Origin of the sequence: Streptomyces sp. NPDC001604, assembly GCF_042893475.1 — a bacterium.
GTDB lineage: Bacteria > Actinomycetota > Actinomycetes > Streptomycetales > Streptomycetaceae > Streptomyces.
The window spans coordinates 44,822-66,480 of sequence record NZ_JBIAUY010000009.1 but is presented as its reverse complement, the minus strand read 5'-3'; the positions used below and the strand labels follow the sequence as shown (position 1 = coordinate 66,480).

Annotated in this window: 22 protein-coding genes and 2 pseudogenes; 11 read left to right on the top strand and 13 right to left on the bottom strand. The window is 72.0% G+C overall.

The window, feature by feature from the left end:
* Positions 1-17 precede the first annotated feature (17 nt).
* The 5 genes from ACFY1E_RS24470 to ACFY1E_RS24450 all read right to left on the bottom strand — a co-directional run bounded on the left by ACFY1E_RS24470 (position 18) and on the right by ACFY1E_RS24450 (position 6,312).
* Complete coding sequence (locus ACFY1E_RS24470; protein ID WP_389079438.1) at positions 18-674, bottom strand: potassium channel family protein; 657 nt, start codon at positions 672-674, stop codon at positions 18-20.
* Entirely contained in the window at positions 671-1,330 is a 660-nt protein-coding gene (locus ACFY1E_RS24465) for a potassium channel family protein (RefSeq protein WP_389079436.1), read from the bottom strand. The genes ACFY1E_RS24470 and ACFY1E_RS24465 overlap by 4 nt, the downstream gene beginning before the upstream one ends.
* Positions 1,327-4,086, bottom strand: a complete 2,760-nt coding sequence (locus ACFY1E_RS24460) for a cation-translocating P-type ATPase (RefSeq protein ID WP_389079435.1) — start codon at positions 4,084-4,086, stop codon at positions 1,327-1,329. Before ACFY1E_RS24460 ends, ACFY1E_RS24465 begins: the two co-directional genes overlap by 4 nt.
* A 375-nt stretch (positions 4,087-4,461) precedes the next feature.
* Positions 4,462-5,415, bottom strand: coding sequence for a pyridoxamine 5'-phosphate oxidase family protein (locus tag ACFY1E_RS24455; RefSeq protein ID WP_389079433.1), 954 nt, complete (start codon positions 5,413-5,415; stop codon positions 4,462-4,464).
* A gap of 24 nt (positions 5,416-5,439) precedes the next feature.
* A complete protein-coding gene (locus tag ACFY1E_RS24450; RefSeq protein WP_389079430.1) occupies positions 5,440-6,312 on the bottom strand; it encodes an alpha/beta fold hydrolase in 873 nt (290 codons plus the stop codon).
* Positions 6,313-6,395: 83 nt separating this feature from the next.
* Here ACFY1E_RS24450 and ACFY1E_RS24445 point away from each other — a divergent pair, with 83 nt between their 5' ends.
* The 8 genes from ACFY1E_RS24445 (at position 6,396) to ACFY1E_RS24410 (ending at position 12,883) form a co-directional block, all read left to right on the top strand.
* Positions 6,396-6,953 carry a CGNR zinc finger domain-containing protein gene (locus tag ACFY1E_RS24445; RefSeq protein WP_389079428.1) on the top strand — a complete coding sequence of 186 codons (558 nt, stop codon included), beginning with the start codon at positions 6,396-6,398 and terminating at the stop codon, positions 6,951-6,953.
* A 167-nt stretch (positions 6,954-7,120) separates the two neighbouring features.
* Positions 7,121-7,825 (top strand): response regulator transcription factor, encoded by a 705-nt coding sequence (locus ACFY1E_RS24440; protein WP_389079425.1) that lies wholly within the window; start codon positions 7,121-7,123, stop codon positions 7,823-7,825.
* Positions 7,822-9,237: a sensor histidine kinase gene (locus ACFY1E_RS24435; protein ID WP_389079423.1), complete on the top strand. Its 1,416-nt coding sequence runs from the start codon at positions 7,822-7,824 to the stop codon at positions 9,235-9,237. Before ACFY1E_RS24440 ends, ACFY1E_RS24435 begins: the two co-directional genes overlap by 4 nt.
* Before the next feature lie 107 nt (positions 9,238-9,344).
* On the top strand, positions 9,345-9,713 hold the full coding sequence (locus ACFY1E_RS24430) for a hypothetical protein (RefSeq protein ID WP_389079421.1): 369 nt from the start codon (positions 9,345-9,347) through the stop codon (positions 9,711-9,713).
* Positions 9,710-10,669, top strand: a complete 960-nt coding sequence (locus ACFY1E_RS24425) for an FAD:protein FMN transferase (protein ID WP_389079418.1) — start codon at positions 9,710-9,712, stop codon at positions 10,667-10,669. Before ACFY1E_RS24430 ends, ACFY1E_RS24425 begins: the two co-directional genes overlap by 4 nt.
* The gene (locus ACFY1E_RS24420; protein WP_389079416.1) at positions 10,666-11,352 is read left to right on the top strand and encodes a ferric reductase-like transmembrane domain-containing protein; all 687 of its coding nucleotides are present in this window, start codon (positions 10,666-10,668) and stop codon (positions 11,350-11,352) included. The genes ACFY1E_RS24425 and ACFY1E_RS24420 overlap by 4 nt, the downstream gene beginning before the upstream one ends.
* Positions 11,349-12,674, top strand: coding sequence for an NADH-ubiquinone oxidoreductase-F iron-sulfur binding region domain-containing protein (locus ACFY1E_RS24415; protein WP_389079415.1), 1,326 nt, complete (start codon positions 11,349-11,351; stop codon positions 12,672-12,674). The genes ACFY1E_RS24420 and ACFY1E_RS24415 overlap by 4 nt, the downstream gene beginning before the upstream one ends.
* Positions 12,671-12,883 (top strand): ferredoxin, encoded by a 213-nt coding sequence (locus tag ACFY1E_RS24410; protein WP_389079414.1) that lies wholly within the window; start codon positions 12,671-12,673, stop codon positions 12,881-12,883. The genes ACFY1E_RS24415 and ACFY1E_RS24410 overlap by 4 nt, the downstream gene beginning before the upstream one ends.
* A 123-nt stretch (positions 12,884-13,006) precedes the next feature.
* On the opposite strand, the pseudogene ACFY1E_RS24405 reads toward ACFY1E_RS24410, so the two are convergent.
* The 4 genes and pseudogenes from ACFY1E_RS24405 to ACFY1E_RS24390 form a co-directional block, all read right to left on the bottom strand.
* A pseudogene (locus tag ACFY1E_RS24405) lies at positions 13,007-13,189 on the bottom strand (MFS transporter); the annotation flags it as partial.
* Positions 13,190-13,372: 183 nt separating this feature from the next.
* Positions 13,373-13,813: a pyridoxamine 5'-phosphate oxidase family protein gene (locus ACFY1E_RS24400; RefSeq protein WP_389079412.1), complete on the bottom strand. Its 441-nt coding sequence runs from the start codon at positions 13,811-13,813 to the stop codon at positions 13,373-13,375.
* Between the two features lie 115 nt (positions 13,814-13,928).
* Positions 13,929-14,603 carry a pyridoxamine 5'-phosphate oxidase family protein gene (locus ACFY1E_RS24395; RefSeq protein ID WP_389079409.1) on the bottom strand — a complete coding sequence of 225 codons (675 nt, stop codon included), beginning with the start codon at positions 14,601-14,603 and terminating at the stop codon, positions 13,929-13,931.
* A gap of 277 nt (positions 14,604-14,880) precedes the next feature.
* A pseudogene (locus tag ACFY1E_RS24390) lies at positions 14,881-15,090 on the bottom strand (hypothetical protein); the annotation flags it as partial.
* Positions 15,091-15,313: 223 nt separating this feature from the next.
* On the opposite strand from ACFY1E_RS24390, the gene ACFY1E_RS24385 reads away from it, so the two are divergent.
* The 3 genes from ACFY1E_RS24385 to ACFY1E_RS24375 all read left to right on the top strand — a co-directional run bounded on the left by ACFY1E_RS24385 (position 15,314) and on the right by ACFY1E_RS24375 (position 18,806).
* Complete coding sequence (locus ACFY1E_RS24385; protein WP_389079407.1) at positions 15,314-15,706, top strand: STAS domain-containing protein; 393 nt, start codon at positions 15,314-15,316, stop codon at positions 15,704-15,706.
* A gap of 101 nt (positions 15,707-15,807) precedes the next feature.
* Entirely contained in the window at positions 15,808-18,507 is a 2,700-nt protein-coding gene (locus tag ACFY1E_RS24380) for a LuxR C-terminal-related transcriptional regulator (protein WP_389079404.1), read from the top strand.
* Between the two features lie 101 nt (positions 18,508-18,608).
* Entirely contained in the window at positions 18,609-18,806 is a 198-nt protein-coding gene (locus ACFY1E_RS24375) for a hypothetical protein (RefSeq protein ID WP_351464086.1), read from the top strand.
* 68 nt (positions 18,807-18,874) lie between these two features.
* On the opposite strand, the gene ACFY1E_RS24370 is transcribed toward ACFY1E_RS24375, so the two are convergent.
* From ACFY1E_RS24370 to ACFY1E_RS24355, 4 genes are all read right to left on the bottom strand, one after another.
* The gene (locus tag ACFY1E_RS24370; RefSeq protein WP_389079401.1) at positions 18,875-19,168 is read right to left on the bottom strand and encodes an SHOCT domain-containing protein; all 294 of its coding nucleotides are present in this window, start codon (positions 19,166-19,168) and stop codon (positions 18,875-18,877) included.
* A 45-nt stretch (positions 19,169-19,213) separates the two neighbouring features.
* Positions 19,214-19,663: a DUF6325 family protein gene (locus ACFY1E_RS24365; RefSeq protein ID WP_389079399.1), complete on the bottom strand. Its 450-nt coding sequence runs from the start codon at positions 19,661-19,663 to the stop codon at positions 19,214-19,216.
* Between the two features lie 41 nt (positions 19,664-19,704).
* Positions 19,705-20,082 (bottom strand): SHOCT domain-containing protein, encoded by a 378-nt coding sequence (locus ACFY1E_RS24360; RefSeq protein ID WP_389079808.1) that lies wholly within the window; start codon positions 20,080-20,082, stop codon positions 19,705-19,707.
* A gap of 136 nt (positions 20,083-20,218) precedes the next feature.
* The gene (locus tag ACFY1E_RS24355; RefSeq protein ID WP_389079397.1) at positions 20,219-21,604 is read right to left on the bottom strand and encodes an anaerobic sulfatase maturase; all 1,386 of its coding nucleotides are present in this window, start codon (positions 21,602-21,604) and stop codon (positions 20,219-20,221) included.
* Positions 21,605-21,659: the final 55 nt, after the last annotated feature.

Below are 21,659 nucleotides of genomic sequence, written 5' to 3'. Positions count from 1 at the left end.
CAGCGCGGAGACTGCTGTCACTGGAAGGAGGCGTGGATCTCCTGTTCGGTGGCGGCGTGCGAGACGACCAGGATTTCGTCGCCGGGCTGGAGCCGCATCCCGGGTGTCGGGACGGTGGGTTGACCGTCGCGGATGACGGTGGCGACGACCGTGCCGACGGGAAGCGTGATCTCGGCGAGCGTGCGTCCCGCGGCGCGGGACTGCGATGTGATGGCGGTTTCGATGACGTCGACGCCCGCCTTGCTCAGGCGCAGCAGGGCGACGGTGTCCGTGGCGCCGGTCGCCTCCTCGATGAGGGAGATCAGCGGAGTGGCCGCGGGGACCGCTGTGTCGACTCCCCAGTTCCGGTCGAACAGCCAGGTGTTCTCGGTGTCGTTGACGCGTGCCGCGACCCGGGGCACCTCGAACTGCCGCTTGGCGAGCAGGCTGATGACGAGGTTGTCCTCGTCGTCGCCGGTGGCCGCGATGACGAGGTCGGCCGTCAGTACGCCCGAGTGTTCCAGGATCGCGGGTTCGCAGGCGTCCCCGGCCACGAGACGTACGGGCAGATGGCCCTTGAGTTCGGCGACGCGGTCCTCGTCGATGTCGACGAGTGTGACGTCGCCGCGGGCCGCGGCGAGTACCTGGGCGATCTGGGTGCCCAGGCGTCCCGCACCCGCGATGAGAGCCTTCATGTCCCCAGCTCCTTGTCCAGAAAGCCGCGCAGGCGGCCGAGCGCGGTCGCCGCGACGGCGAAGGTGACCAGGTCGCCGGGTTCGGCACGGGTGCTGTGTGCGGGCACCAGCGAGCGGCCCCCGCGGGTGACCTCGACGACGCGGATCTCGCCGTCCACGTCGAACTCGGCCAGCCGGCGCCCGCTGACGTAGGACGGCAGCTCGGAGCGGACCAGCAGGGTCTCCCCGTTGCCGAAGGTGAGTTCCGGTGTGAGGTGGCGGTGCAGGAGCATCTGGTGGATCTGGTGCACCGTCCAGCGGACGCTCGCGATGGTGGGGATGCCGAGGTCGCGGTAGATGTCGGCGCGCCGTGGGTCGTAGATACGGGCCAGGACGACGGGCACCCGGTAGGTCTCCCTGGCCGTGCGCGCGCTGACGATGTTGCTGTTGTCGCCCGAGGTGGCGGCCACGAACGCGTCGGCGTTTTCGATCCCGGCGGCCTGGAGCACGGACCGGCTGTAGGCGTTGCCCTCGTGGAACCGGCCCGGGAAGCCGGCCGGCAGCAGTCTGCGGGTCCTGGCGTTGCGGTCGATGAGCTCGACGTCGTGGCCCTCGGCGACGAGCTGGACGGCGAGTGCGGATCCCACCCGGCCGCAGCCCGCGATGATCACCCTCATTGCACTCCTTCCTTCCGGCCCGCAGGCCGACGGTGTCGCAGCCATCCCTTGCGGGCCTCCTCGGCTGCCAGCAGCAGCACGCCGAAGCCGACGAGAACGGCCCAGTCGGCGGCGGCGAGCGGGGCGGTGTGGAACAGGGCCTGCAGCGACGGCACGTAGCTGATGGCCGCCATCAGCGTGATGCCGAAGCAGCCGGCCGCCAGCAGCCAGGGGTTGGACAGCAGGCCGATCCGGAACACGCTCTGCCGGTCGGTGCGCACGGCGAGCGCGTTGAAGAACTGACTGACCACGATCCCTGCCTGGACCATGGTGATCGCCTCCCGGTAGACGGGGGTGTCCTTGGTGAAGTCGGCGTACGGGATGCCGGAGGCGTGGATGTGCCAGAAGAACACGGCGCACACGCCGAGGGACTGGATGCCGCCGAGGAACAGGATCCGTCCCGTCACGGCGGTGGAGAACAGCCGCTCGCGCCGGGAGCGCGGCGGGCGGTCCATGACGTCCGACTCCGGCGGCTCGGCGCCCAGGGCCAGGGCGGGGAGGACGTCGGAGCCGAGGTCGATCGCGAGGATCTGTACGGCCGTGATCGGGACCAGGGGGAATCCCGCGAAGGTGGCGGCGAGGATCGGCGTGAGTTCGGCGATGTTGTGGCTGAAGAGGTAGATGAGGAACTTGCGGATGTTCTGGTAGACGGAGCGCCCCAGGCGTACCGCGGTGGTGATGGAGGCGAAGGAGTCGTCCAGCAGCACCATGACGGCGGCCTCCCGGGCGACGTCGGTACCGGAGGCTCCCATGGCGACGCCGATGTCCGCGTGCTTGAGGGCCGGCGCGTCGTTGGCGCCGTCGCCGGTCACGGCGACGGTCTCGCCGCGCTGCTGCAGGGCGGTGACCACCCGCATCTTGTGCTCGGGGCTGACCCGGCACAGCAGCAGTTCGCCCGAGCCGGCGAGCAGGGCGTCCAGAGCCTCGTCGTCGAGGGTGTCCAGCCGGGTGCCGGTCACAACGGTGGGATCGGGTCGGCGGACGATGCCGACGCGGCGGGCGACTGCTTCCGCGGTCAGCGGGTGATCGCCGGTGACCATCACGATGCGGATGCCCGCGTGCCGACAGGCGTCGACGGCGTCACTGACCTCCGGCCGGGGCGGATCCTGCATGCCGACGAGGCCCAGCAGGGCAAGCTCCGACTCGGTCTCGTCCTGGGTGGGGCGGCCGTCGGGCAGGGACCGCGACGCCACCGCCAACACCCGCAGTCCCTGGGCGGCCAGTTCGTCATTGGCACCGATCACCGCCGCCCTGAGCTCCTCGGTCAGCGGCTGCAGCTCGTCCTTCCATACGACGACGCTGCAGCGGGCGAGCAGTTCCTGCGGCGCGCCCTTGACGCAGGCGTGGAGATCGCCGTGGGGGCCACGGTGCACGGTGCTCATCAGCTTGCGGGTCGAGTCGAAGGGAAACTCCGTCACGCGGGGCGTCGAGGCCTCCTCGGCCGCCAGGTCGACGCCGGCCTTGGCAGCGGCGACGAGGATGGCTCCCTCCGTGGTGTCGCCGAGGACCCGCCAGCCGTCGTGGTCCGCGGGCGGGACCATCCGGGCGTCGCAGCACAGCGCCGCCGTACGGAGCAGCTCGCGCACCGGCTGCGGGTCGGTCACCTCACCGGCGGGCGCGTACCCCACGCCGGAGACGGGATGGCGGACACCGCCCGCCCACAGCTGGACGACGGTCATCTCGGCCTGGGTGAGGGTGCCGGTCTTGTCCGTGCACACCACGGTGGTGGAGCCCAGCGCCTCCACCGCCAGCAGCTTCTTGACCAGGGCGTGCCGGCGGGCCATGCGGCGTACGCCGATGGCCAGGGACACGGACAGCGTCGCGGGCAGGCCCTCGGGCACCAGGGCGACCATCACGCCGAGGGCGAAGACGAAGGTCTCGACGAGCGGCCGTCCGGCGGGCAGCCGCACCGCGAACAGGAGTGCTCCGATCACCAGCGCTGCGCCCGCCACCCTGCGGGCCATGGAGGCCACTTGGCGTTGCAGGGGAGTCTTCTGGCGTGGCGCGGCGGACGCGAGCCGGAAGATGCGCCCGAACTCGGTCGCCGCGCCCGTCGCGAACACCACGGCCTTCGCGGACCCCGCCACGACGTCGGTTCCCATGAAGACGCAGTTGCGTGCCTCGAGCACGGGCCCGGCCGCCACCGGCTGGCGGGTACGGCCGACGGGATCGCTCTCCCCCGTCAGCGCCGCGTTGTTGACTGCGAATTCGTGTGCCTCCACGAGACGGCAGTCCGCCGAGACCGCATCACCGGCCTCCAGGACCACGACGTCCCCGGGGACCAGGTCACGCGCGGGCAGTTCCTGCCGCTCCCCGCCGCGCAGTACCCGGCAGGTGTGGGGCACCATCGCCTGGAGCGACTCGGCGGTCCGCTCGGCGGAGTACTCCTGGACGAAGCCGATGGCCGCGTTCAGCAGCACCACGCAGAGAATCGCGACGGCGAGCTGCAGGGTCCCCACGTCCCGGGGGTGCTGAAGGCCGTAGGCCAGAAAGGTGATCGCGGACGCGACGAGGAGTAGCACCGCGAACAGATCCGTGAACTGGCCGGCAAGGTCCCGCCACCAGCCCCTGCGCCGAGCCCTCGGCAGCTCGTTGGGGCCGTGGCGCTCCCGCCGCACGGCCACGTCGCCCGGTGCCAGCCCGCGGGGCGAGCTGTCCAGGGCGGCGAAGACGGCCCGGGTGGCCAGGGTCTGCACCGCGGGGCCGCTCGACGTCACGGCGTGACCAGGTGCCGGGTGATGGCCTCGGGCGCCGCGACGGGGCGTGCCCTGACGGCTTCGCGGCAGTCGGCGTGGCGAGCGGCCATGTCCTCATCGTGGAGTCCGTCATTCCGGGCCGCAATCCCGGAACCGGGCATGGCGTACGGTGTCCGCGGCGACGCATGCACAGCGTTCATCCGTCGAGGATCCAACGGGTCGGGCCTCGCGGGCGCGGGGCCGTACGGGCTCCGTGGGAGAGCCGTTCGGCCCCGAGGACGGCGCCGGGGATTTGTCGGCGCGAGGTCCGACAGCTTCCTCACGGAACCGGTGGGACTGCGCGGGCGGCGGGAGCAGACTCTGCGCGGGGACAGTCCGTGGCAAGCCGGACCCAGGTCACCTCTGCCGGCAGGCGGACACGGTTGGTCCGGTGGGTCCGTCGTCGGCGCGCGCGGGCGGGTTGATCCGCGAGTAGGCGTGAAACTCCCACCTCAGGGAGCTGGCATGGTCGATCTGCACGACCTTGGCGATGTCGAACTCAACCACTCGCAGGGCCCCGGGGTACTTCTGGGCACGCGCGGGGTCCCAGTCGATCCGGCCCTGTCCGGTCAGCTGCAACGTGTGGCCGTTCTCCCAGTCCAGGAAGAGCAGACCCGCCGCCGGGTTGAGATGCAGGTTGCCGAGCGTCATATAGAACTGATTACCGGTGTAGTCCGGCCAGACGATGGTGCGCGGGCCGGCGACCGTGACGAATCCCGGCATGCCGCCGCGGTGCGAGGAGTCGGCGCCGTGCCCGGGCGAGAGGCTCGCGATGAAGAACGTGTCGGCGCTCTCGATCCACCGCTGCTGGTCTTCACTGAGCTCTTCGCCGGTCACGGCCGGTCCGGCGCCGCCGGGCACGGTCTCCTCGACGGTGCGTGTCTGAAGGTACTTCGGGCAGTTGCCCAGCACCTGCTCGGTCCGCACGACGAGGCGGTCACCGTCGCGCCTGGCGACTCCGTTCATCCGGATCCGACGTCGCGTCTGCGGCTGGAGGGCGAGCACACCGATGTCCCGTTCGGTGCGGAAGGCCTCGCGGAGTGGATCACCGGGCGCGGGCAACGCGTCGATGACGACGGTCCGTTCGTCCACGACTTCGGCGAAACCGGTCGGTCCGTCGACGACGGTCGACCAGATCTGGCCCTCGTCGTCGGCCCCGGCGATGACGAGCATGCGCTGGTCCCGGACGAACGGGACGAACCCATGGGGGATCTCGGGGCCGAACATCGGAGAACCCCATCCGGGACCGCCCTCGCGCGCCTGCCGCTGGATCGCCTGCTCGCCCTCATGCTGGACGTTCCTGATGTCCATCAGTCCTCCTTTGCGCGGGCCTGATCACTTCCAGGCGCGGTCGAGAAAGTCGCCGATCAGCGGGGCGATCTCCGGCAGATGGGTTTCCAGGGCGAAGTGGCCGGTGTCGAAGAGGTGGAGTTCGGCGTCGGGCAGGTCGCGGAGGTAGGCGCGGGCTCCGGGCTCGGGGAAGAAGGGGTCGTTGCTTCCCCAGGTGATGAGGGTGGGAGGGGTGTGCCGGCGCAGCCATGCGTGCCAGTGGTCGTAGTGCTCGACGTTGGTGTGGTAGTCGAAGATCAGTGCCTGCTGGGCCTCCTTGCGGCCGGGCAGGTCGAGGAAGTGCTGGTCGAGGGTGTAGCCGTCCGGGGCGATGAGGCCGGGGTCGGGGACGCCGGTCTCGTACTGGCTGCGGGTGCCGTCGAGGGTGAGCATGCCCTGGATGGCGTCCTCGGCGCCGGGGGTTTCGGGGGTCAGGGCGATGAGGCCGCGGGCCGCGTCGGAGAGCCCCTCCTCGTAGGCATTGCCGTTCTGCACGACCAGGCCCGCGATCCATTCCGGGTGGCGTTCGGCGATACGGAAGCCGATGGGCGCGCCGAAGTCGAAGACGTACATCACGAACCGGTCGAGGCCGAGGCGCCGGACAAAGCCTTCGGTGATGTCGGCGAGCCGGTCGAAGGAGTAGGTGAAGCCGTCCGGGGCCTGGGTGTGGCCGAAGCCGGGGTGGTCCGGAGCGATCATCCGGTAGTGCGAGCCGAGCGCGTCGATGAGACCGCGGAACTGGTGAGAACCGGACGGGAAGCCGTGCAGGAGCAGCAGTACCGGCGCGTCGGCACGCTCCGGGACGGACTCCCGGTAGAAGACGCGGACGCCCTCGACATCGATGTGGCGGTGGACGGTGCGGGTGGCTGCGACAAGCACGCTAATTCCTCCTAAGTCGATTCATGCATTAGGTATACCCGGATCAGACTAACGTGTCAATCCGGAGATGTATCATTAGCCGCATGAGCGATCTTGTGCCGCTGACCGGAGAACCGCTGGCGCTGGACCTGGTCAACACCCGTCCGACCGCAGGCGATCTGCTCGCGACCGCGGACGACCTGCGGGCCTGGTGGGCCCTTCAGGCCGACCGCCTGCCGGACGAGGTGCCACAGTCGGTCACCGCTGAGGACCTGGCCGCCGTGCGGGCCGTACGGGAGCACACCGCCCGCGCCCTCGACGACGTCCGCCGAGGCCGCGAGCCCTTGGCCGCCGACCTGGACGCGCTCAACCAGGCACAGCGCGCCGCGCCGGCGATCAACGAGCTGGCATGGAACGGGTCGGCGGTCGCCGCCACCCGCCGACGCGACGGCTCACCGGGCCTACGGCTTGCCGCCTGCCTCGCGGAGGCCGCCGCCGAACTGCTGGCAGATCCGGCGGTCACCAGGATCCGGGAATGCGAGGCGGACGACTGCGTGATGCTGTTCCTGGCCGCCCATCCGCGCCGCCGCTGGTGCTCGGCCACCCGCTGCGGCAACCGGGTGCGCGTCGCCCGCCACTATCAGCGCAACAAGGCCAGATGACCCGAACGTCCCACCGGGTCCTCGGGGTAGCTCGCCGCTGCAGCGGTATGCCTGCGGTTGTGTCGAAAGGCGGGACGAACGGCCCTGCCCCCGGGGCCCGGCAAGGACGCAGGCTGGGAGGCGAGGCGACGTAGTCGATCCCCTCGTCAGGGAGACGGGCGCCGGGCATGAACCCCGAGGCCACGGGTGCAACCGACCAGACGCGGGTGCTGGTCGTGGAAGACGACCGTGGCATCGCGGAGCCCCTGGTGCGTGGTCTGCGGCAGGCCGGCTATGCGGTCGAGGCCGTGCGGACCGGACGGGCGGCGCTGGCCGCACCTTCCCCCGACGTGGTGCTGCTCGATCTGGGGCTGCCGGACATCGACGGGGTCGAGGTGTGCCGGCGGCTGCGGGCCCGGTCCACCGCGGCGATCATCGCCGTGACCGCCCGGGGTGAGGAGGCGGACCGGGTGGTCACCCTGGATGAAGGAGCCGACGACTATCTGGTCAAACCGTTCGGGCTGGCCGAGTTGCTGGCACGGATCCGGGCGGTGCTGCGCCGTCGGCGCCCGGCGCAGCCGGAGATCCTGCGGCACGGGCCGCTGGCGCTCGACCCGCGCACCCGCCAGGTCTCCGTCGACGGCCGTGCGGTCGCTCTGACGCCGAAGGAGTTCTCCCTTCTGGAGTGCCTGGCCGCCGACCCGGGCCGGGTGGTGAGCCGGCGTCAGATCCTGGAGCGGGCGTGGGACGCCCATTGGTACGGGCCCACGAAGGTGCTCGACGTGCATGTCGCGGCGCTGCGCCGAAAGCTCGGCGTGCCGGGGCTGATCGAGACGGTGTACGGGCACGGCTTCCGGCTCGGAGTGGTCCAGGAGTCCCAGGAGCAGCCGTGACCCGCCGGATCGCCTGGACGCTGCTGGCTCTGACCTCCGTGCTGCTGGTGCTGGCGGTCGTACCGCTGGCGGTGTCGATGACGGCGCGCGAGCGCGTCTCCTACCGCGACAACCAGCGGGCGGCCACCCGCGTGATCGCCGCGGCCGCCGAGGAACATCTCTCGGACCACAAGCCGGCCGCCGCCATGCGCAAGGAACTCGACACCGCGGCTCGGGCCGGGGACTGCGCCGCGGTGTACGACGCCTCCGCGCGCCTGGTGGCCAGTACGCCCTGTACGGCAGCGGCGCGAGGCGAGGAGGCCGCGGAACTGGTGGGGAAGGTACTGGCAGGGCACGAGCCCGAACCGCCGGAGAACGAGGGCCGGCTACTGGCCGCGGAACCGGCCGGTGAGGTGCGACGGCCCGCCGGAGCCGTCGTGCTGGCCCGCTCCGCCGCCCCGCTCGACGCCCGTATCGCCGCGATCTGGGGCTGGTCCGCCGCGATCGGCGCCGCAGGCCTGGCCGCGTCCGTGCTGCTGTCGGTCCGCCTCGCCCGTTGGGTCGGCCGTCCCCTCTCGACACTGGACGCCAGCGCCCGGCGGCTGGGCGAGGGCGCCCTCGACGAACGGACCGACGTCGGCGCCGGACCGCCCGAAGTGCGCCGGCTGGCCGCCACCTTCAACACCATGGCGGCCCGCACAGAAGCCCTGGTGCACGGCCACCGGGCCGTGATCGCCGATGTGTCCCACCAACTGCGCACTCCGCTGGCCGCGTTGCGGCTGCGGCTCGACGTCCTCGCCGCCGGCGCCGAAGAAGGCACCGCGACGGAACTGGCCGCCGCCCAGGAGGAGATCGCCCGGCTGTCCCGGCTGGTCGACGGACTGCTGGAGGTCGCGCGCGCCGAACAGGCGACACCCCGGCCGACCGCGGTGCGCGTCGACGAGGTGGTGGCAGAGCGGGTGGCCGCCTGGTCGCCCGTGGCGGAGGAGCGCGAGGTGGGGCTCAGCACCGTGTCCGCAGGACCCGCGGTGACCGTCGCGCTGGGCGCGGGCCACCTGGAACAGATCCTCGACAACCTGATCGCCAACGCGGTGGAGGCCGTGCCCGCCGGCGGGAGCATCACCCTCGACGGCCGCGAGACGGGCGGGCGGGCCCGGGTGCGCGTGCGGGACGACGGGCCGGGGATGACGGCCGAGGCGAAGGCGGTCGCATTCCACCGGTTCGGGAACCCGGAGGCCAGGGGCAGCGGCCTGGGGCTGGCCATCGTCCACCGGCTGGTCACGGCCAACGGCGGTACCGCGCGCCTGGAGGACACGCCGGGCGGCGGGCTGACCGTCGTACTGGATCTGCCGCTGTGGCCGGAGCGCGGGAACGAGCGGGGCGTCGCGTGGAGATCCTTACCGGTGGACCGGACTGCGGATCGGAGCCGGTAGATCTTTACGGGTTCTGAAGAAGACGCGAACCAGTTCCCGAGTGCCGTCGGCACAGCCTGGAGAAGCACGCACCCGATGCGGGCCGCCGACTCACCAGGAGCGCCGCCATGGCACCTTCGCCCGACGACTTCCACCGCACCCCCTCCCCGGCCGGTTCCCCGCACGCGCGCGACCACGGCCTACGGCGCAGCCGCCGCATCACCCGGTGGATCGCCGTCACCGCCATGGCCGGCGCTGCGGCCCTGGGCAGCCTCTACACCCATCTGCTGCCGGGCAGCTCGGCCTCCCCCGCGCCGCCGAGCTCACCTGCGCAGCACTCCGCCGCTTCCACCGCCACCACGGCAAGAGGGGACGACCAGCAGGGCGAGGACGACGGAGAGGGCGCGGCCCCGGTCACGCAGCCGGCACCGCAGCCCCCCGCCCAGCCGCCGGCCCCCTCCCAGGGACAGCCGCACACCACGACGGGGGCGTCATGACCACACGCGCCCCGGCGCCGGCCCAGACCGTCTTCCCCGCTCTGGGTACCACTGCCGCCCTCCTCGTGACCGACCCGAGCGCCCTGTCCGCCGCCACAGCGGCCCTGCGCGCCGAGCTGGCCGCCGTCGACCTCACGTGCAGCCGCTTCCGGCCCGACTCCGAACTCACCCGCGTGAACCTGGGCGCAGGCCACTCCATCACCGTCAGCGAATACTTCGCCGAAGCGCTCCAGGTCGCCCTGCGTGCCGCCCGGATCACCGACGGCGCCGTGGACCCGACCGTGGGCAGTGCGGTGATCGCGCTCGGCTACGACTGCACCTTCGCCTCCGTGCGCCCCGACGACGCCCGTCCGCTGCCCGTGTCCCGCCCCGCGCCGGGTTGGCAGCGGATCGTCTTCGACCCGCACACCCGCCGGCTGCGCCTGCCCGCGCACACCCGACTGGACCTGGGCGCCACCGCGAAGGCCCTCGCCGCGGACCGCGCCGCCGGCAGAGCCGCTGCCGCCGCCGGCAGCGGGGTTCTCGTCAGCCTCGGCGGCGACCTGGCGACGGCCGGCCCGGCGCCGGACGGTGGCTGGCGGATCGCACTCGCCGACGACCACGCACGGCCCATGACGGAGCCGGGCCCGACTGTCGCCGTGACGGGTGGAGCGCTGGCGACCTCCGGTATCCGGGTGCGCACCTGGCGGCGCGACGGGCGCACCCTGCACCACATCGTCGACCCGGCCACCGGTGAGCCCGCCACACCCGTCTGGCGTACCGTCACCGTCGCGGCCGCCACCTGCGTGGACGCCAACACCGCCAGTACCGCCGCGGTCGTACTGGGCGAGCGGGCCCTGGACTGGCTGCGCGGCACCGCCCTGCCCGTGCGGCTGGTCGGCCTCGACGGCGATGTCGTACGCCTCGGGGGCTGGCCGCCCGATTCCCGCGTTACCGCCCGGGGAGGCGCGCAATGACGATCCTGGCGCTGACCGGTAGTCCCCTGTGGTACGCCAGCCGTGCGAGCGGCACCCTCTCCCTGATCCTGCTCACCGCCACCCTGGTGCTCGGGATCGCCTCCGGCGGGCGCTCCGCACCACGCCGGATCGGCCGGTTCGAGATCGGCCTGCTGCACCGCAACCTGTCCCTGCTCACCCTGGTGTTCCTCGTGGTGCACGTGGTGACCGCGGTACTCGATCCGTTCGTGCGTCTGGGATGGGCGGTGTCCGTGGTGCCGTTCGGAGCGGCCTACCGTCCGCTCTGGCTCGGGCTGGGCACGGCCGCACTCGATCTGCTGCTGGCCGTGCTGGTGACGAGCGCACTGCGGCTGCGGCTGGGGGTGCGGCGCTGGAAGGCGGTGCACTGGCTGGCGTACGGGGCCTGGCCGTTCGCTCTCTTCCACGGGGTGGGCACCGGCACCGACACCCGGCTTCCCCTCCAGCTGTGGCTGTACGCCGGGTGTCTGGCCTCGGTGGTCGCTGCCGTGTGGTGGCGCCTGGCGAAGGCGGGCCCGGGACGGGTCGCGGGGCGTCTGGTGGCCGCCGTGACTGCGACCGCGGTACCGGTGGTGCTGGCGGCGTTCCTCGCCACGGGGCCGTTGCAGCCCGGCTGGGCGCAGCGTGCCGCCGCGACGACGATCCTCCTCGGAGGTGGACGATGAACTCCTCGGCCGCGGAGGCCTTCGCGCCCGGCCACCCCTGGGCCGTGCCGGTCGATCCCTCCGCGGTTCGTCTGCTCGCCGGGTGGCACTCCACCGGGCAACCGGCCGCACTCACCGATCATCTGGGGCGCTATGGCCCGCCTCCCGGGAGCCGTACGCCGACGTCCCTGGTGGAGGCCGTCGAGGCGGCGGGACTGACCGGACGCGGCGGCGCCGGGTTTCCCACTGCGCGGAAACTGCGTGCGGTTGCGGAGCGCCGTGGCCGCTCGGTGGTCGTCGTCAACGCCATGGAGAGCGAACCCGCCAGCCGCAAAGACCAGTTCCTGCTCGCCGTCGCGCCCCATCTTGTCCTTGACGGTGCCGTCCTGGCCGCCGCTGCGGTCGGCGCCGACACTGTCCACCTGTGCCTTCCGCGCGACCGCACGGCCCAGTACAGGCAGCTCGGGGCGGCTCTGGCCGAGCGTCGGCACGCCCGCCTCGACCGGGTGCGGGTGCGCCTGCACGCCCTCCCTCACGCCTACGTCTCCAGCGAGTCGACCTCGCTGGTGAGCTGGCTCAACGGGGGTCCGGCCCGTCCTCAGGGCAGCCCGCGCACCCATGAACGCGGCGTCGCCCGGCGCCCCACGCTCGTGCACAACGCGGAGACCCTTGCCCACCTGGCTCTCATCGCCCGACACGGCCCCCGCTGGTTCCGGCAGGCCGGCGCGCCGGACGAGCCCGGCACCACGCTCGTCACCGTCTCCGGCGCCGTCGCCGCCTCGGGTGTCCTCGAGGTCTCGCTCGGCACCCTCCTCGCCACGGTCCTCGACCGTGCCGGAGGTCCGACGGAACCCGTGCAGGCGGTCCTGGTGGGGGGCTTCGCCGGCACCTGGCTCCCGGCGGAGCATCTGCACACGCCCCTCACCCGCCGCGATCTGGCCCCACTGGGTGCCGCGCCCGGTGCGGGCGTGCTCGTCGCTCTGGCCCATTCGACCTGCGGGCTGAGCGAGACGGCGCGGATACTTGCCTATCTGGCCGCTCATGGCGCCCGCCAGTGCGGCCCCTGCCATTTCGGCCTGCCCGCCGTGGCCGAGGACTTCGCCGCCCTGGCCACCGGACGGGCCGACGCGGATCTGCTGTCCCGTCTGCACCGCCGGACCGCTCTGCTGCCGGACCGGGGCGCCTGCCGCCACCCGGACGGCGCCGCCCGCCTCGCGGCCTCCGCACTGCACACCTTCGCCGAGGACGTCGAGTGGCACCTCACCCGCGGCGTCTGCGAAGCAGCCCGTCGGCCGCCCCGGATACCCGTACCGCCTGCCACACCCCCGGAGGGATGGCGATGACCCGCACCCGGAGCCTGCGCATCGACCGCATCGCCTGCACGGGCCAGGGCCTGTGCGCGGAACTGCTGCCCGAGCTGATCCACCTCGACGAATGGGGCTACCCCGTGCTCAAGGACCGGGCTGTCCCGGCACGGCTGCACACCCACGCCCGCCGGGCCGTCGGCGCCTGTCCCCGCCTTGCCCTCCGCGTCGAGGACGCCGAGCCGTGACAAGCCCGCGACCACCGCCGGTCGGATCAAGGGCAGCGGTTCCGACACGGCTGTACCTACCCGCGCGCGTAGTGCCTCGGCCGCCTCCCACGGCTCGGTGTGCAGAAGGGCCAGGGCGGCGGGGCGGTCGGTCAGCGCGCCGACAGGGATTCGGCCCATTGAACCGACCACGACCGGCACCGCCACGAGCAGAGACTGCTGGAAGGAGGTCAGAGCCAAGCAGTCCTTGAGCAGGGGGCCGAGCGGGCTGAGCCGCGCCCATGCCCAGAAGTTGACGGCGAAGCCCGTGGTGGCGAGCGCCGTCATCAACCACGCCGGGCGGGTGGCGGCCGCGTGTCGTCTCGGAGCCGCTCTCACTGTCTGCCGCGGTGCGCAGTGGGCACGTGGGTCAAGCGTCCTCACCGGGCCCGGGGTCCTCGTCAGGGAAGTGCGGCTGGGGCGGACGGCCCTGGCGGGTTCGTGCCTCGCCGACATCGGGCGCGGCGGCGCTCAGGGCGACAGATGGATCCCGTAAAGGCTGCGTCCGCCCACGAGTTCGCGGCCGGTGATCAGTTCGGGCTGGATGCGGACGAAGACCTCCTCGGGCGAGGGCGCCCAGGAGCGTGGGCCGGTCCGGGTCAGGCGCTCGTGCTCGTCGGGGTCGCGCACCACTGTGGCCGCCCCGGTGACGACGACGCTCCAGCCGGAGTGTGCCACCGCGTCGACCTCGTCGACCTCGAAGGCGACCACCGTGCCGTCGACGGCGCGGGCCAGTTCGGAGGCCGCCGAGGTGCGCACGAGCACCGCGCCGTCGCTGTCCAGGGAGAAGTTGACGGGCAGCACCGCGGGCAGGGCCTGCCGGGTGTGGACGATGCGGCCGACGGGCACCTTCGCCAGGAGACGCAGGCACTCCTGCCGTTCGAGTTCGCGGAAACCGTCGTTGGGATACATGAGCCAGCCCGTCTCTCACCTGTGTGCGACGCTGGAGCGTCCAGTTCATCGTCCGTCGGGGCGCGGCTGCGGATGAGGGTCCATCGGTCCCCGCCCGGCCGCGAAACGTCCCCTGTCACACCGTGATGCGCCGTCCAGTGATGGCGAGGGGATCGATGCGCACCCATTGGTCGCGGTGCCCGCCGGCCCAGGGCTCGCTGCGGGCGCCCTCGGTGAGTCGGCGCACCTCGTCGGGGTCGGTCACGGTCCGGGCGTGGCCCCGGACCAGCACGCTCCAGCCTTTGCTGAACGCGTCGTCGATGCGGTCGACCTCGAAGGCGACCTGGCAGCCGGACGCCTGCGACGGCGTGCTGCCGGGTTCGGTGCGGAAGACGATCGCGCCCTCGACGACGCTGTAGTTCACGGGCACGACGACGGGCCCGGAGACCGTGGGCACCGCGATCCGCCCCACGCCATGGGTGGAGAGCAGAGCCCGGCACTCCGGGACGCTCAGCGAGGTGAAGTCGGGGCTGCGGGAGGCCTGACCCAGGCCGCTCGGCAGTTCGGTGTCGCCGCCGGTGAGGTCCCGCACGGTGGTCTCGAGGACCTGGGACAGCCGGAGCAGGACACCCGGACCCGGTGCGGCGCCGGAGTACTCCTCGAGGTACTGGAGGTAGCCCGGCGCCATCCCGGCGCGGGTGGCCGCCTCCCTCCGGCTCAGTCCGAGTTCCGCGCGCCGTGCGACGAGACGACGTCCGAGATCGCCCAGCGCATGTTCCTCGACCGTCCGAGACGGTGCCTTTTCAGCCATGGCCTCTCACTCCCTCTTGCCCCGCCGGACCGCACCCGACGCCTGGAATGACCCGTAGATCCAGCATGTCCGGATCCCGTGGGACGGACTTGGGCCGGTCGGCCCTCGCTGCCAGGCCGGACGGGGCCGCTTCCGAGCGCTTCGGTGTCGGCGCTCATCTCGACGAACCGTGTTTGCCCATGTCCCGCGCGTCCCGGAGATGAGGCGCCGTGCAGTGTCCTACGAGACGGCGGGGCGCCACCGCATCGTTGCGGCGCCCCGGTCCGGGACGCCGAGGTCACAGCAGCCGGCGGTTCCGGCTGACGAAGGGCAGTCGCGCCCAGGCCTTGCCCAGGCCCCAGGTGGCTCCGGCGCCGGCCGCCGCAAGGGCGATGACGACGACGGCGTAGATGACGTGGTAGTCGGCGAACGGGTTGGTCGACATGCTCAGCGAACCGTCGGACAGGTGCTTGGCGGGCGGCCATTCGGCGATGCACACCGGCGCCATCGGCGGTCAGTGTGCCGTCGACCCCTACGACGACGAACCGAGCAGTCATGTCGCTGTTCCCTTCTGTGCTCCGGGCAGGAAATGGGCCATCATTCCCGCCCCTGCCGGAGAGCGACGCTCGGTCCGCCTTCGCGAGGGCATGGAGCCACCCGGCCCCCGTCGGACGTGCGCAAAGGGCCGACCGGCCCTACCGCCGTACCTGACATCCCGCTTTGCTCTGTCTATGGCCGAAATCCACACCGGGCCGGCACCCTGCCACACGGAACGCGTCATCGGGGGCACGACGGTGGTGGAGATGCGCGGCGAGATCGACATGCTCACGGCGACGCCGCTTTCGGCACGCCTCGACACCCTGACCGCAGGCCCGCGCCCCCACCTGGTGCTCGACCTGCGCCCCGTGACCTTCATCGACGGCAGCGGCCTGCGCCTGCTGTGCCGCGCAAGGAACCGGGTGCTGGCCCGGCAGGGCAGGCTCCGGCTGGTGGCCGACAGCGGTCGCCTCCTGCGCATCCTGCGGCCCGCCCTGCTGGCCGACGTCTTCGAGATCCTTCCCGACCTGCACACGGACCACTTCGATGCTCCCGAAGAGGGCACCGTCTCCGCTGTGACGGGCTGACCCCATCGGCTTGTGGCGGAGTCCTCGCTTGCAGCGGCTCGCGCCCGGCACGACGATCGGAGAGCGGGTGTTTTACCGCTCCATTACCAATGAGGCACGTGATGGGTCCCACATCCCACACCGGTGAAGGCGGTCGTCCGGATCCCCCGGTGGGGGCGCTGACCCCCACCGGTGACCCGGTGCTTGCCGCACGGTTCAGCGTGCCGGTGGTCCCGAGAACGTTCGTGCGCAGGCCCCGGCTCACAGAGCAGCTGGATGCAGGAGTCAAGGGGCCGCTGACCCTGGTCGACGGGCCTGCCGGCGCGGGCAAGACCCTGCTGGTCGCCGACTGGGTCGCGGGGAGCCTGCCGGGGCCCGCCGTCTGGCTGACGGTGGACCCCGAGGACAGCGGTCCCGGCGTCTTCTGGACCTATGTGCTGCAGGCCTTCCGGCACCATGGGATCGCCCTGCCCGACCGGATCGGCAGCCCGGCCCGCCCGGGAAAGGTGGACCACTCGCTGCTGACCCGCCTCGCGGCCTGGCTGGACGGGCGGGACGTGCCGGTGATCCTCGTCCTGGACGACTTCGACGGGACGTCCGGGTCCGCCGAGGTGGCCGATGAGCTGCAGTTCGTCCTCCGCCACGCGGGCGAGGGCCTGCGACTGGTGATCATCTGCCGTGTGGAGCCGTTGCTGCCCCTGCACCGCTATCGGGCCGCCGGTGAACTCGTCGACATCCGCAGCGCCGACCTGGCGTTCCGTTCCGAGGAGACGGCGGCCCTGGTCGATCGCCACGGGCTGCCGCTGTCGGCGGAGATGGCGCGTGCGCTGACCGAGCGCACGGGCGGCTGGGCGGCCGGACTACGGCTGTCCGCCCTGGCGGCCGAGCACACTGACGACCCGGAAGGCTTCCTGACGGACTTCGAGGCCGGCCAGAGCACCCTCGCGGACTTCCTGCTGGCCGAAGTGCTCCGTACGCACCCGGCGGAGACCCAGGACCTGCTGCTGCGCACCAGCATCGTCGAGGAGACCCATCCGGATCTGGCCAATGCCCTCACCGGCCGGAACGACGCGGAACCCATTCTGGCCGAGCTGCAGCGCGCGAACGCGTTCGTCGAGCCCATCGGGCATTCCTGGTACCGGCTGCACCCGCTGTTCGCCGAGATCCTGCGGGCCCATCTGCGCGTCCGCCACCCCGGCCTCGAGCCGGAGCTGCACCGGGTGGCCGCCAAGTGGCTGAGCGGGGCGGGCCTGCTGAGCGAGGCGCTGCCGCATGCGGCGGACGCGGGCGACTGGGATCTGGCCGCCGCCGAGCTCATCGACGACCTGGCGATCGGCCGGATGCTCACCGGCCTGGACGCCGAGCGCCTGGACGGTCTCTTCGCCCCCATGACCCCGGACGCCTCCGGGCCCGCGACCGATCTGGTGCGTGCGGCGCGCGAACTGACCCGCCACGACGTGGAGCGTGGTGTCGCCTACCTGCATGATGCGCAGGAGAAGCTGCCCGACGACCCGCGCGAGGCAGCGGCCGCACAATTCAGCTGTGCCGTGTTGCGAGTGCTCGCCGCTCGGGTGGCGGGCTCGGCGGACATGGCCGAGACGGCAGCCGAGACGGCGGCGGCAGCCGCGCGTGCGCTGCCCGCCGACCGGTTGGAGCAGCGCCCGGAGCTGACGGCCCTCATGCTCACGGACCTCGGATCGGCCCAGCTGTGGGCCGGCCGCTTCGATGCCGCTCGTTCGACGCTGTCCGCCGCCGCCCAGGCCGCCGAGGGGCCGTCGACGGCCTTCCCCCGGCATGAAGCCCTCGGCCGACTGGCACTGATCGACTATCTGCACGGCTGGCCGGGCCACGCCGAGTCCCATGCCAGGGCGGCGATCTCCGAGGCCGACCACTCCGGTCTGCCGGCGTCCGCGCGAACGGGGGTGGCCCAGCTCGTACTCGCCGCCCTCGCCATCGACCGGGGCGAGCTCGTGGCGGCGCGGGACCACCTCGAGCAGGCCGTCGCCTCGTCCGCCGCGTCCCGCGATCCCATCGTGGCCGTCGAACTCGCCCTGCTGGGTTCCCGTCTGCGGCTTGCGAAGGGAGATCCCCAGGGGGCGCTCCAGGAACTCGACGCGATGACGGAGAAGCCGCTGACCTCTGCGGACCCTTCCCCGTGGGTGAAGGACCGGATCGCGATGGCCCGGGCCGCCGTACGCCTGGCCGAGGACGACGCCCGGGCCGCTGTGCAGGTCTTCGAGGACGAACCGCCGCAGACCCCGGAGGGCCTGGTGGCCGAGGCGCGGGCGTACCTGGCTGCCGACGCGAGCCGGCAGGCGCTGGGCATCCTCGACGCACTCGCCGACGGCCCCGGTCGTGGACCGGGCATCACGGCCTGGGCTCTGGTGGCTCGGGCACAGGCCGTCGACGCGCTCGGCGATGCCGCCACCGCGGAGAGCCTGGTGCTGCGTGCCCTCGCGGTCTCCCGCCCTCATCAGCTGAGACGGCCCTTCCAGGAAGCCGGGCCGTGGCTGGCGCGGCTGCTGAGCCGCCGGCCCGCGCTCACGCAGGGACATGACTGGCTGGCCACCACGCCGGAAGGGCGCTCCTACGCCCCGCATGTGAAGCAGAGATCCGTGATCCCGTCCCGCGAGCCCCTCAGCGAGCGGGAGCGGGACGTGCTGGGGCGGGTGGCGCAGCTGATGTCCACCGACGAGATCGCTGACGATCTTCATCTGTCCGTCAACACGGTCAAGACGCACCTGAAGAACGTCCACCGCAAGCTGGCCGTGGGCCGGCGCGGCGAGGCGGTCCGCCGGGCCCGGGAGCTGGGTCTGCTGTGAGGCCCGTTCACCTGCCCGGGGTGATGTCCCCCGCCTCCTGCCGCCGCAGCATGGAGACACAGAGACACGAAGGACCGGACGACGTCGAGAGAAGCCTGCTCATGCGCTACGAGATACGCGTCGACGGGCAGATGTCGGACACGCTGGCTGCGGCGTTCCCCGAGTTGGACAGCTTCGTCGCGTCCCGCCAGACCGTGTTGTTCGGCGAGGTCACCGACGAGGCCCATCTGTACGGCCTGTTGGCGCGATTCCAGTCGCTCGGTCTGCACGTGGTGGAGATGCGCCGGCTCCCGACGTGAGGAGCAAGACCCCGTACCCACAGCTGGGCCGGCCCCGCTCCAAGGAGCGGGGCCGGCCCTGTCGGCCGTCACGTGCCCAGCAGCCGCGCCTTGGCGGCGGCGAACTCCGCCTCCGTCAGCACTCCTTGGTCGCGCAGCTCTCCCAGCCGCGTCAGCTCGTCGAGCAGGGCGCTGCCCGCAGACGGCTGGGAGCCGGCAGCGGGGGCAGCAGGTGCGGCAGCCTGCTGCGCCTGGAGCTGGTCCGTGGCCGCCTGCTGGTCCGCTTCGTGCTGCTGGGCCGCCGCGGCCCGGCGTCCGGCGGCGTAGGCGGTGCCGCCGACCAGGGCGCCGCGCAGCAAGGGACGGCGTCGTCCGAGAGGCATCGTCCTGTCCTTTCTCTTCCGCAGTTGTGCCGCCGCGTGCGGGCGTCACGTCGTTGTCTGCGGCGTGGCTGTGCCGCTGAGTTCCGCCTCCACCTCGGCGATCTGCTCATGAGGAATGCGCACCGTGGCCAGCAGACGGCCGTTGTGCCGACGGACCTCCTCGGCGGCCTCTCGGGCCCATACGTTCTCCACCAGCAGGGCGAGGACGCTGGTGTCGGGATCCATCACCATGGCGATCTCGTTGACGTCGTCGAGACCGACCATCCCGAGCGTGCGGCGCGCGGCGATGTCGGCGGCCACGTCCCCCAGGCTCGCGATGTCCGACAGCTCCGTCCTGCCGATGCGCCCGTCCGGGCTCTTCGTCACCACCAGCGCATCGAGGATGTGGACGTCCTTGCGTCGTTCGACCTGTTCCACGGCAGCCAGGAAGGAGTCGGGAGGCTGACCGGCCGGGAACGAAAGAATGATCAGGTCGATCGGTCCGAGAGTGCTCATACCGGGGCTCCGTTCTTCCTCGGACTCGGTACCGTGCGCGGTCAGTGCGACGTGAGGATCTTCGCCTTGGCCTGCGCGTACTCGGTGTCGGTGATGTCGCCGTGGTCGTGCAGCCCGGCGAGCCTGGCCAGTTCGTCCGTACTGCTCCGCCCGGCCACGGGGGCTTCGGCGGCGGCTTCTTGGACGTAGGAGCGGAATGCCTCCTCCTGCCTCTGCATCTGGCGCCGGTCGCGTTCGCCCATGCCCCGCCCGCGAGCGATCAGGTAGACGAAGACGCCCAGGTACGGCAGCACGCAGACGGTGAGCGTCCAGCCCGCCTTACCCCACCCGCTCATGCGGTCGTCCCGGAAGATGTCCCCGATGACACGGAAGAGCAGGACGAACCACATGATCCACAGGAAGAACCAGAGCATGGTCATGAACGCGTTGAGCAGGGGGTAGCCCGAGCTTGCCAGGGTGTAGTCCACGGTTGCCTCCCGTGTCGGGCCGCCGTGCTGCCGCGGCGGTCAGAGGGTCTTATCTGCTCCACGCTGCACCCGCCGACCTGCGGACACATCACCCGGCGCGGGTGGGGTGCGGCCGCCGTCCGTGGCAGCGCGCCCACTTGCGGCCGCCTCCGCAGGGACAGGGGGCGTTGTGGGGCCGCCGGGCGTCGCCGGCCGCGTACTGCCGCATGATCAGGGCGGGCGGCAGGTTCTGGCGCAGGAGCGCGGCCATGGTGCGCATCGGCAGGTCGACGTGGTGGAAGAACTTCTTGAAGCCGGAGCACAGATGGTTGAGGCCCGGCTCGCCGTCCGGTGTCACATCGAAGCGGTCCTTGGGACAGCCGCCGTGGCAGGCGAACCGTACGTCGCACTCGCGGCAGAAGCCCGGCAGACCGTCCCGTTTGCGCTGCCCGAACTGCTGCTGCTCGGGCGAGTCCACCAGCTCCAGCAGGTGCCGCTGCCCGATGTTGCCCAGCAGGTACCGCGGTTCGACGAAGTGGTCACAGGAGTAGATGTCCCCGTTGTGCTCCAGGGCGAGCGCGCGGCCGCAGGTCTCGGAGTGCACGCACAACGACGGTGGCGTGCCGTACCAGTTGGCCAGGGCCACGTCGAACATCTGGACGTAGACGGTGCCGACGTCGCGTCGCACCCAGTCCTCGAAGACATCGATGAGGAAGCGGCCGTACTGCTCCCCGGTGATCGAACGCCGGGTGACCTGCTCGCCCTCCTGCCGGTACAGCGGCCGGTCCTTGGCCCGGGCGCCCCAGCCCGCGTCGGCGGCCGGCAGGTGCTGCGCGGTGGTGCGCTCCACGATCGGGATGAACTGCAGGTGCCGGGCACCGCAGTCCTCGCGCAGGAAGGCGTACACCTCGCGGCCGTGGCCGGCGTTGGCGTCGTGCAGCGTGGTGAGCACGTTCCAGTCCACGCCTGCCGCACGCAGGTGGTCCAGCCCTCGCATGACCCGGTCGAAGGTCGGCTTGCCGCCCTTGTCGACGCGGTAGGCGTCGTGCATCGCGCGCGGCCCGTCGACGGACAGCCCGACCAGGAAGTCGTTGTCGCGGAAGAACCGCGCCCATTCGGCGTCGATCAACGTGCCGTTGGTCTGGAGGGTGTTGACGATGCGTTGTCCCGGGCGGGCGTAGAGGCGTTCGTACTCCAGGGAGCGGCGGAAGAAGTCGAGCCCCATGAGCGTGGGTTCGCCGCCCTGCCAGGCCACCGTGACCTCCGGTGCCGGACCGTGCGCCTCGATCAGCTGACGGATGTACTCCTGCAGCAGTTCGTCGGCCATCCGGAATCTGCTGCCCTCGTAGAGCAGTTCCTTGGAGAGGAAGAAGCAGTATGTGCAGTCCAGGTTGCAGATCGCTCCGGTGGGCTTGGCCAGCAGGTGGAAGGGGCTGCGCCGGGCCACGGCATCGGGACGCCGGACGGTGGGGGCGGGCAGCCATACGGTGCTCATGGCTCCGAGCGTGGCGGCGCGGTCCGGCCGGGGGGTCACCCGTGGCGGGTGACGC

Bases quoted from the DNA above. Each gene is read 5' to 3' on its own strand.
- ACFY1E_RS24375 (WP_351464086.1), top strand. From the start codon at position 18,609: ATGCGCTACGAGATACGCGTCGACGGGCAGATGTCGGACACGCTGGCT.
- ACFY1E_RS24360 (WP_389079808.1), bottom strand. From the start codon at position 20,082: ATGACCATGCTCTGGTTCTTCCTGTGGATCATGTGGTTCGTCCTGCTC.
- ACFY1E_RS24470 (WP_389079438.1), bottom strand. From the start codon at position 674: ATGAAGGCTCTCATCGCGGGTGCGGGACGCCTGGGCACCCAGATCGCC.
- ACFY1E_RS24355 (WP_389079397.1), bottom strand. From the start codon at position 21,604: ATGAGCACCGTATGGCTGCCCGCCCCCACCGTCCGGCGTCCCGATGCC.
- ACFY1E_RS24415 (WP_389079415.1), top strand. From the start codon at position 11,349: ATGAACTCCTCGGCCGCGGAGGCCTTCGCGCCCGGCCACCCCTGGGCC.
- ACFY1E_RS24385 (WP_389079407.1), top strand. From the start codon at position 15,314: ATGGCCGAAATCCACACCGGGCCGGCACCCTGCCACACGGAACGCGTC.
- ACFY1E_RS24445 (WP_389079428.1), top strand. From the start codon at position 6,396: ATGAGCGATCTTGTGCCGCTGACCGGAGAACCGCTGGCGCTGGACCTG.
- ACFY1E_RS24370 (WP_389079401.1), bottom strand. From the start codon at position 19,168: ATGCCTCTCGGACGACGCCGTCCCTTGCTGCGCGGCGCCCTGGTCGGC.
- ACFY1E_RS24430 (WP_389079421.1), top strand. From the start codon at position 9,345: ATGGCACCTTCGCCCGACGACTTCCACCGCACCCCCTCCCCGGCCGGT.
- ACFY1E_RS24455 (WP_389079433.1), bottom strand. From the start codon at position 5,415: ATGGACATCAGGAACGTCCAGCATGAGGGCGAGCAGGCGATCCAGCGG.
- ACFY1E_RS24440 (WP_389079425.1), top strand. From the start codon at position 7,121: ATGAACCCCGAGGCCACGGGTGCAACCGACCAGACGCGGGTGCTGGTC.
- ACFY1E_RS24425 (WP_389079418.1), top strand. From the start codon at position 9,710: ATGACCACACGCGCCCCGGCGCCGGCCCAGACCGTCTTCCCCGCTCTG.
- ACFY1E_RS24410 (WP_389079414.1), top strand. From the start codon at position 12,671: ATGACCCGCACCCGGAGCCTGCGCATCGACCGCATCGCCTGCACGGGC.
- ACFY1E_RS24365 (WP_389079399.1), bottom strand. From the start codon at position 19,663: ATGAGCACTCTCGGACCGATCGACCTGATCATTCTTTCGTTCCCGGCC.
- ACFY1E_RS24420 (WP_389079416.1), top strand. From the start codon at position 10,666: ATGACGATCCTGGCGCTGACCGGTAGTCCCCTGTGGTACGCCAGCCGT.
- ACFY1E_RS24395 (WP_389079409.1), bottom strand. From the start codon at position 14,603: ATGGCTGAAAAGGCACCGTCTCGGACGGTCGAGGAACATGCGCTGGGC.
- ACFY1E_RS24465 (WP_389079436.1), bottom strand. From the start codon at position 1,330: ATGAGGGTGATCATCGCGGGCTGCGGCCGGGTGGGATCCGCACTCGCC.
- ACFY1E_RS24400 (WP_389079412.1), bottom strand. From the start codon at position 13,813: ATGTATCCCAACGACGGTTTCCGCGAACTCGAACGGCAGGAGTGCCTG.
- ACFY1E_RS24380 (WP_389079404.1), top strand. From the start codon at position 15,808: ATGGGTCCCACATCCCACACCGGTGAAGGCGGTCGTCCGGATCCCCCG.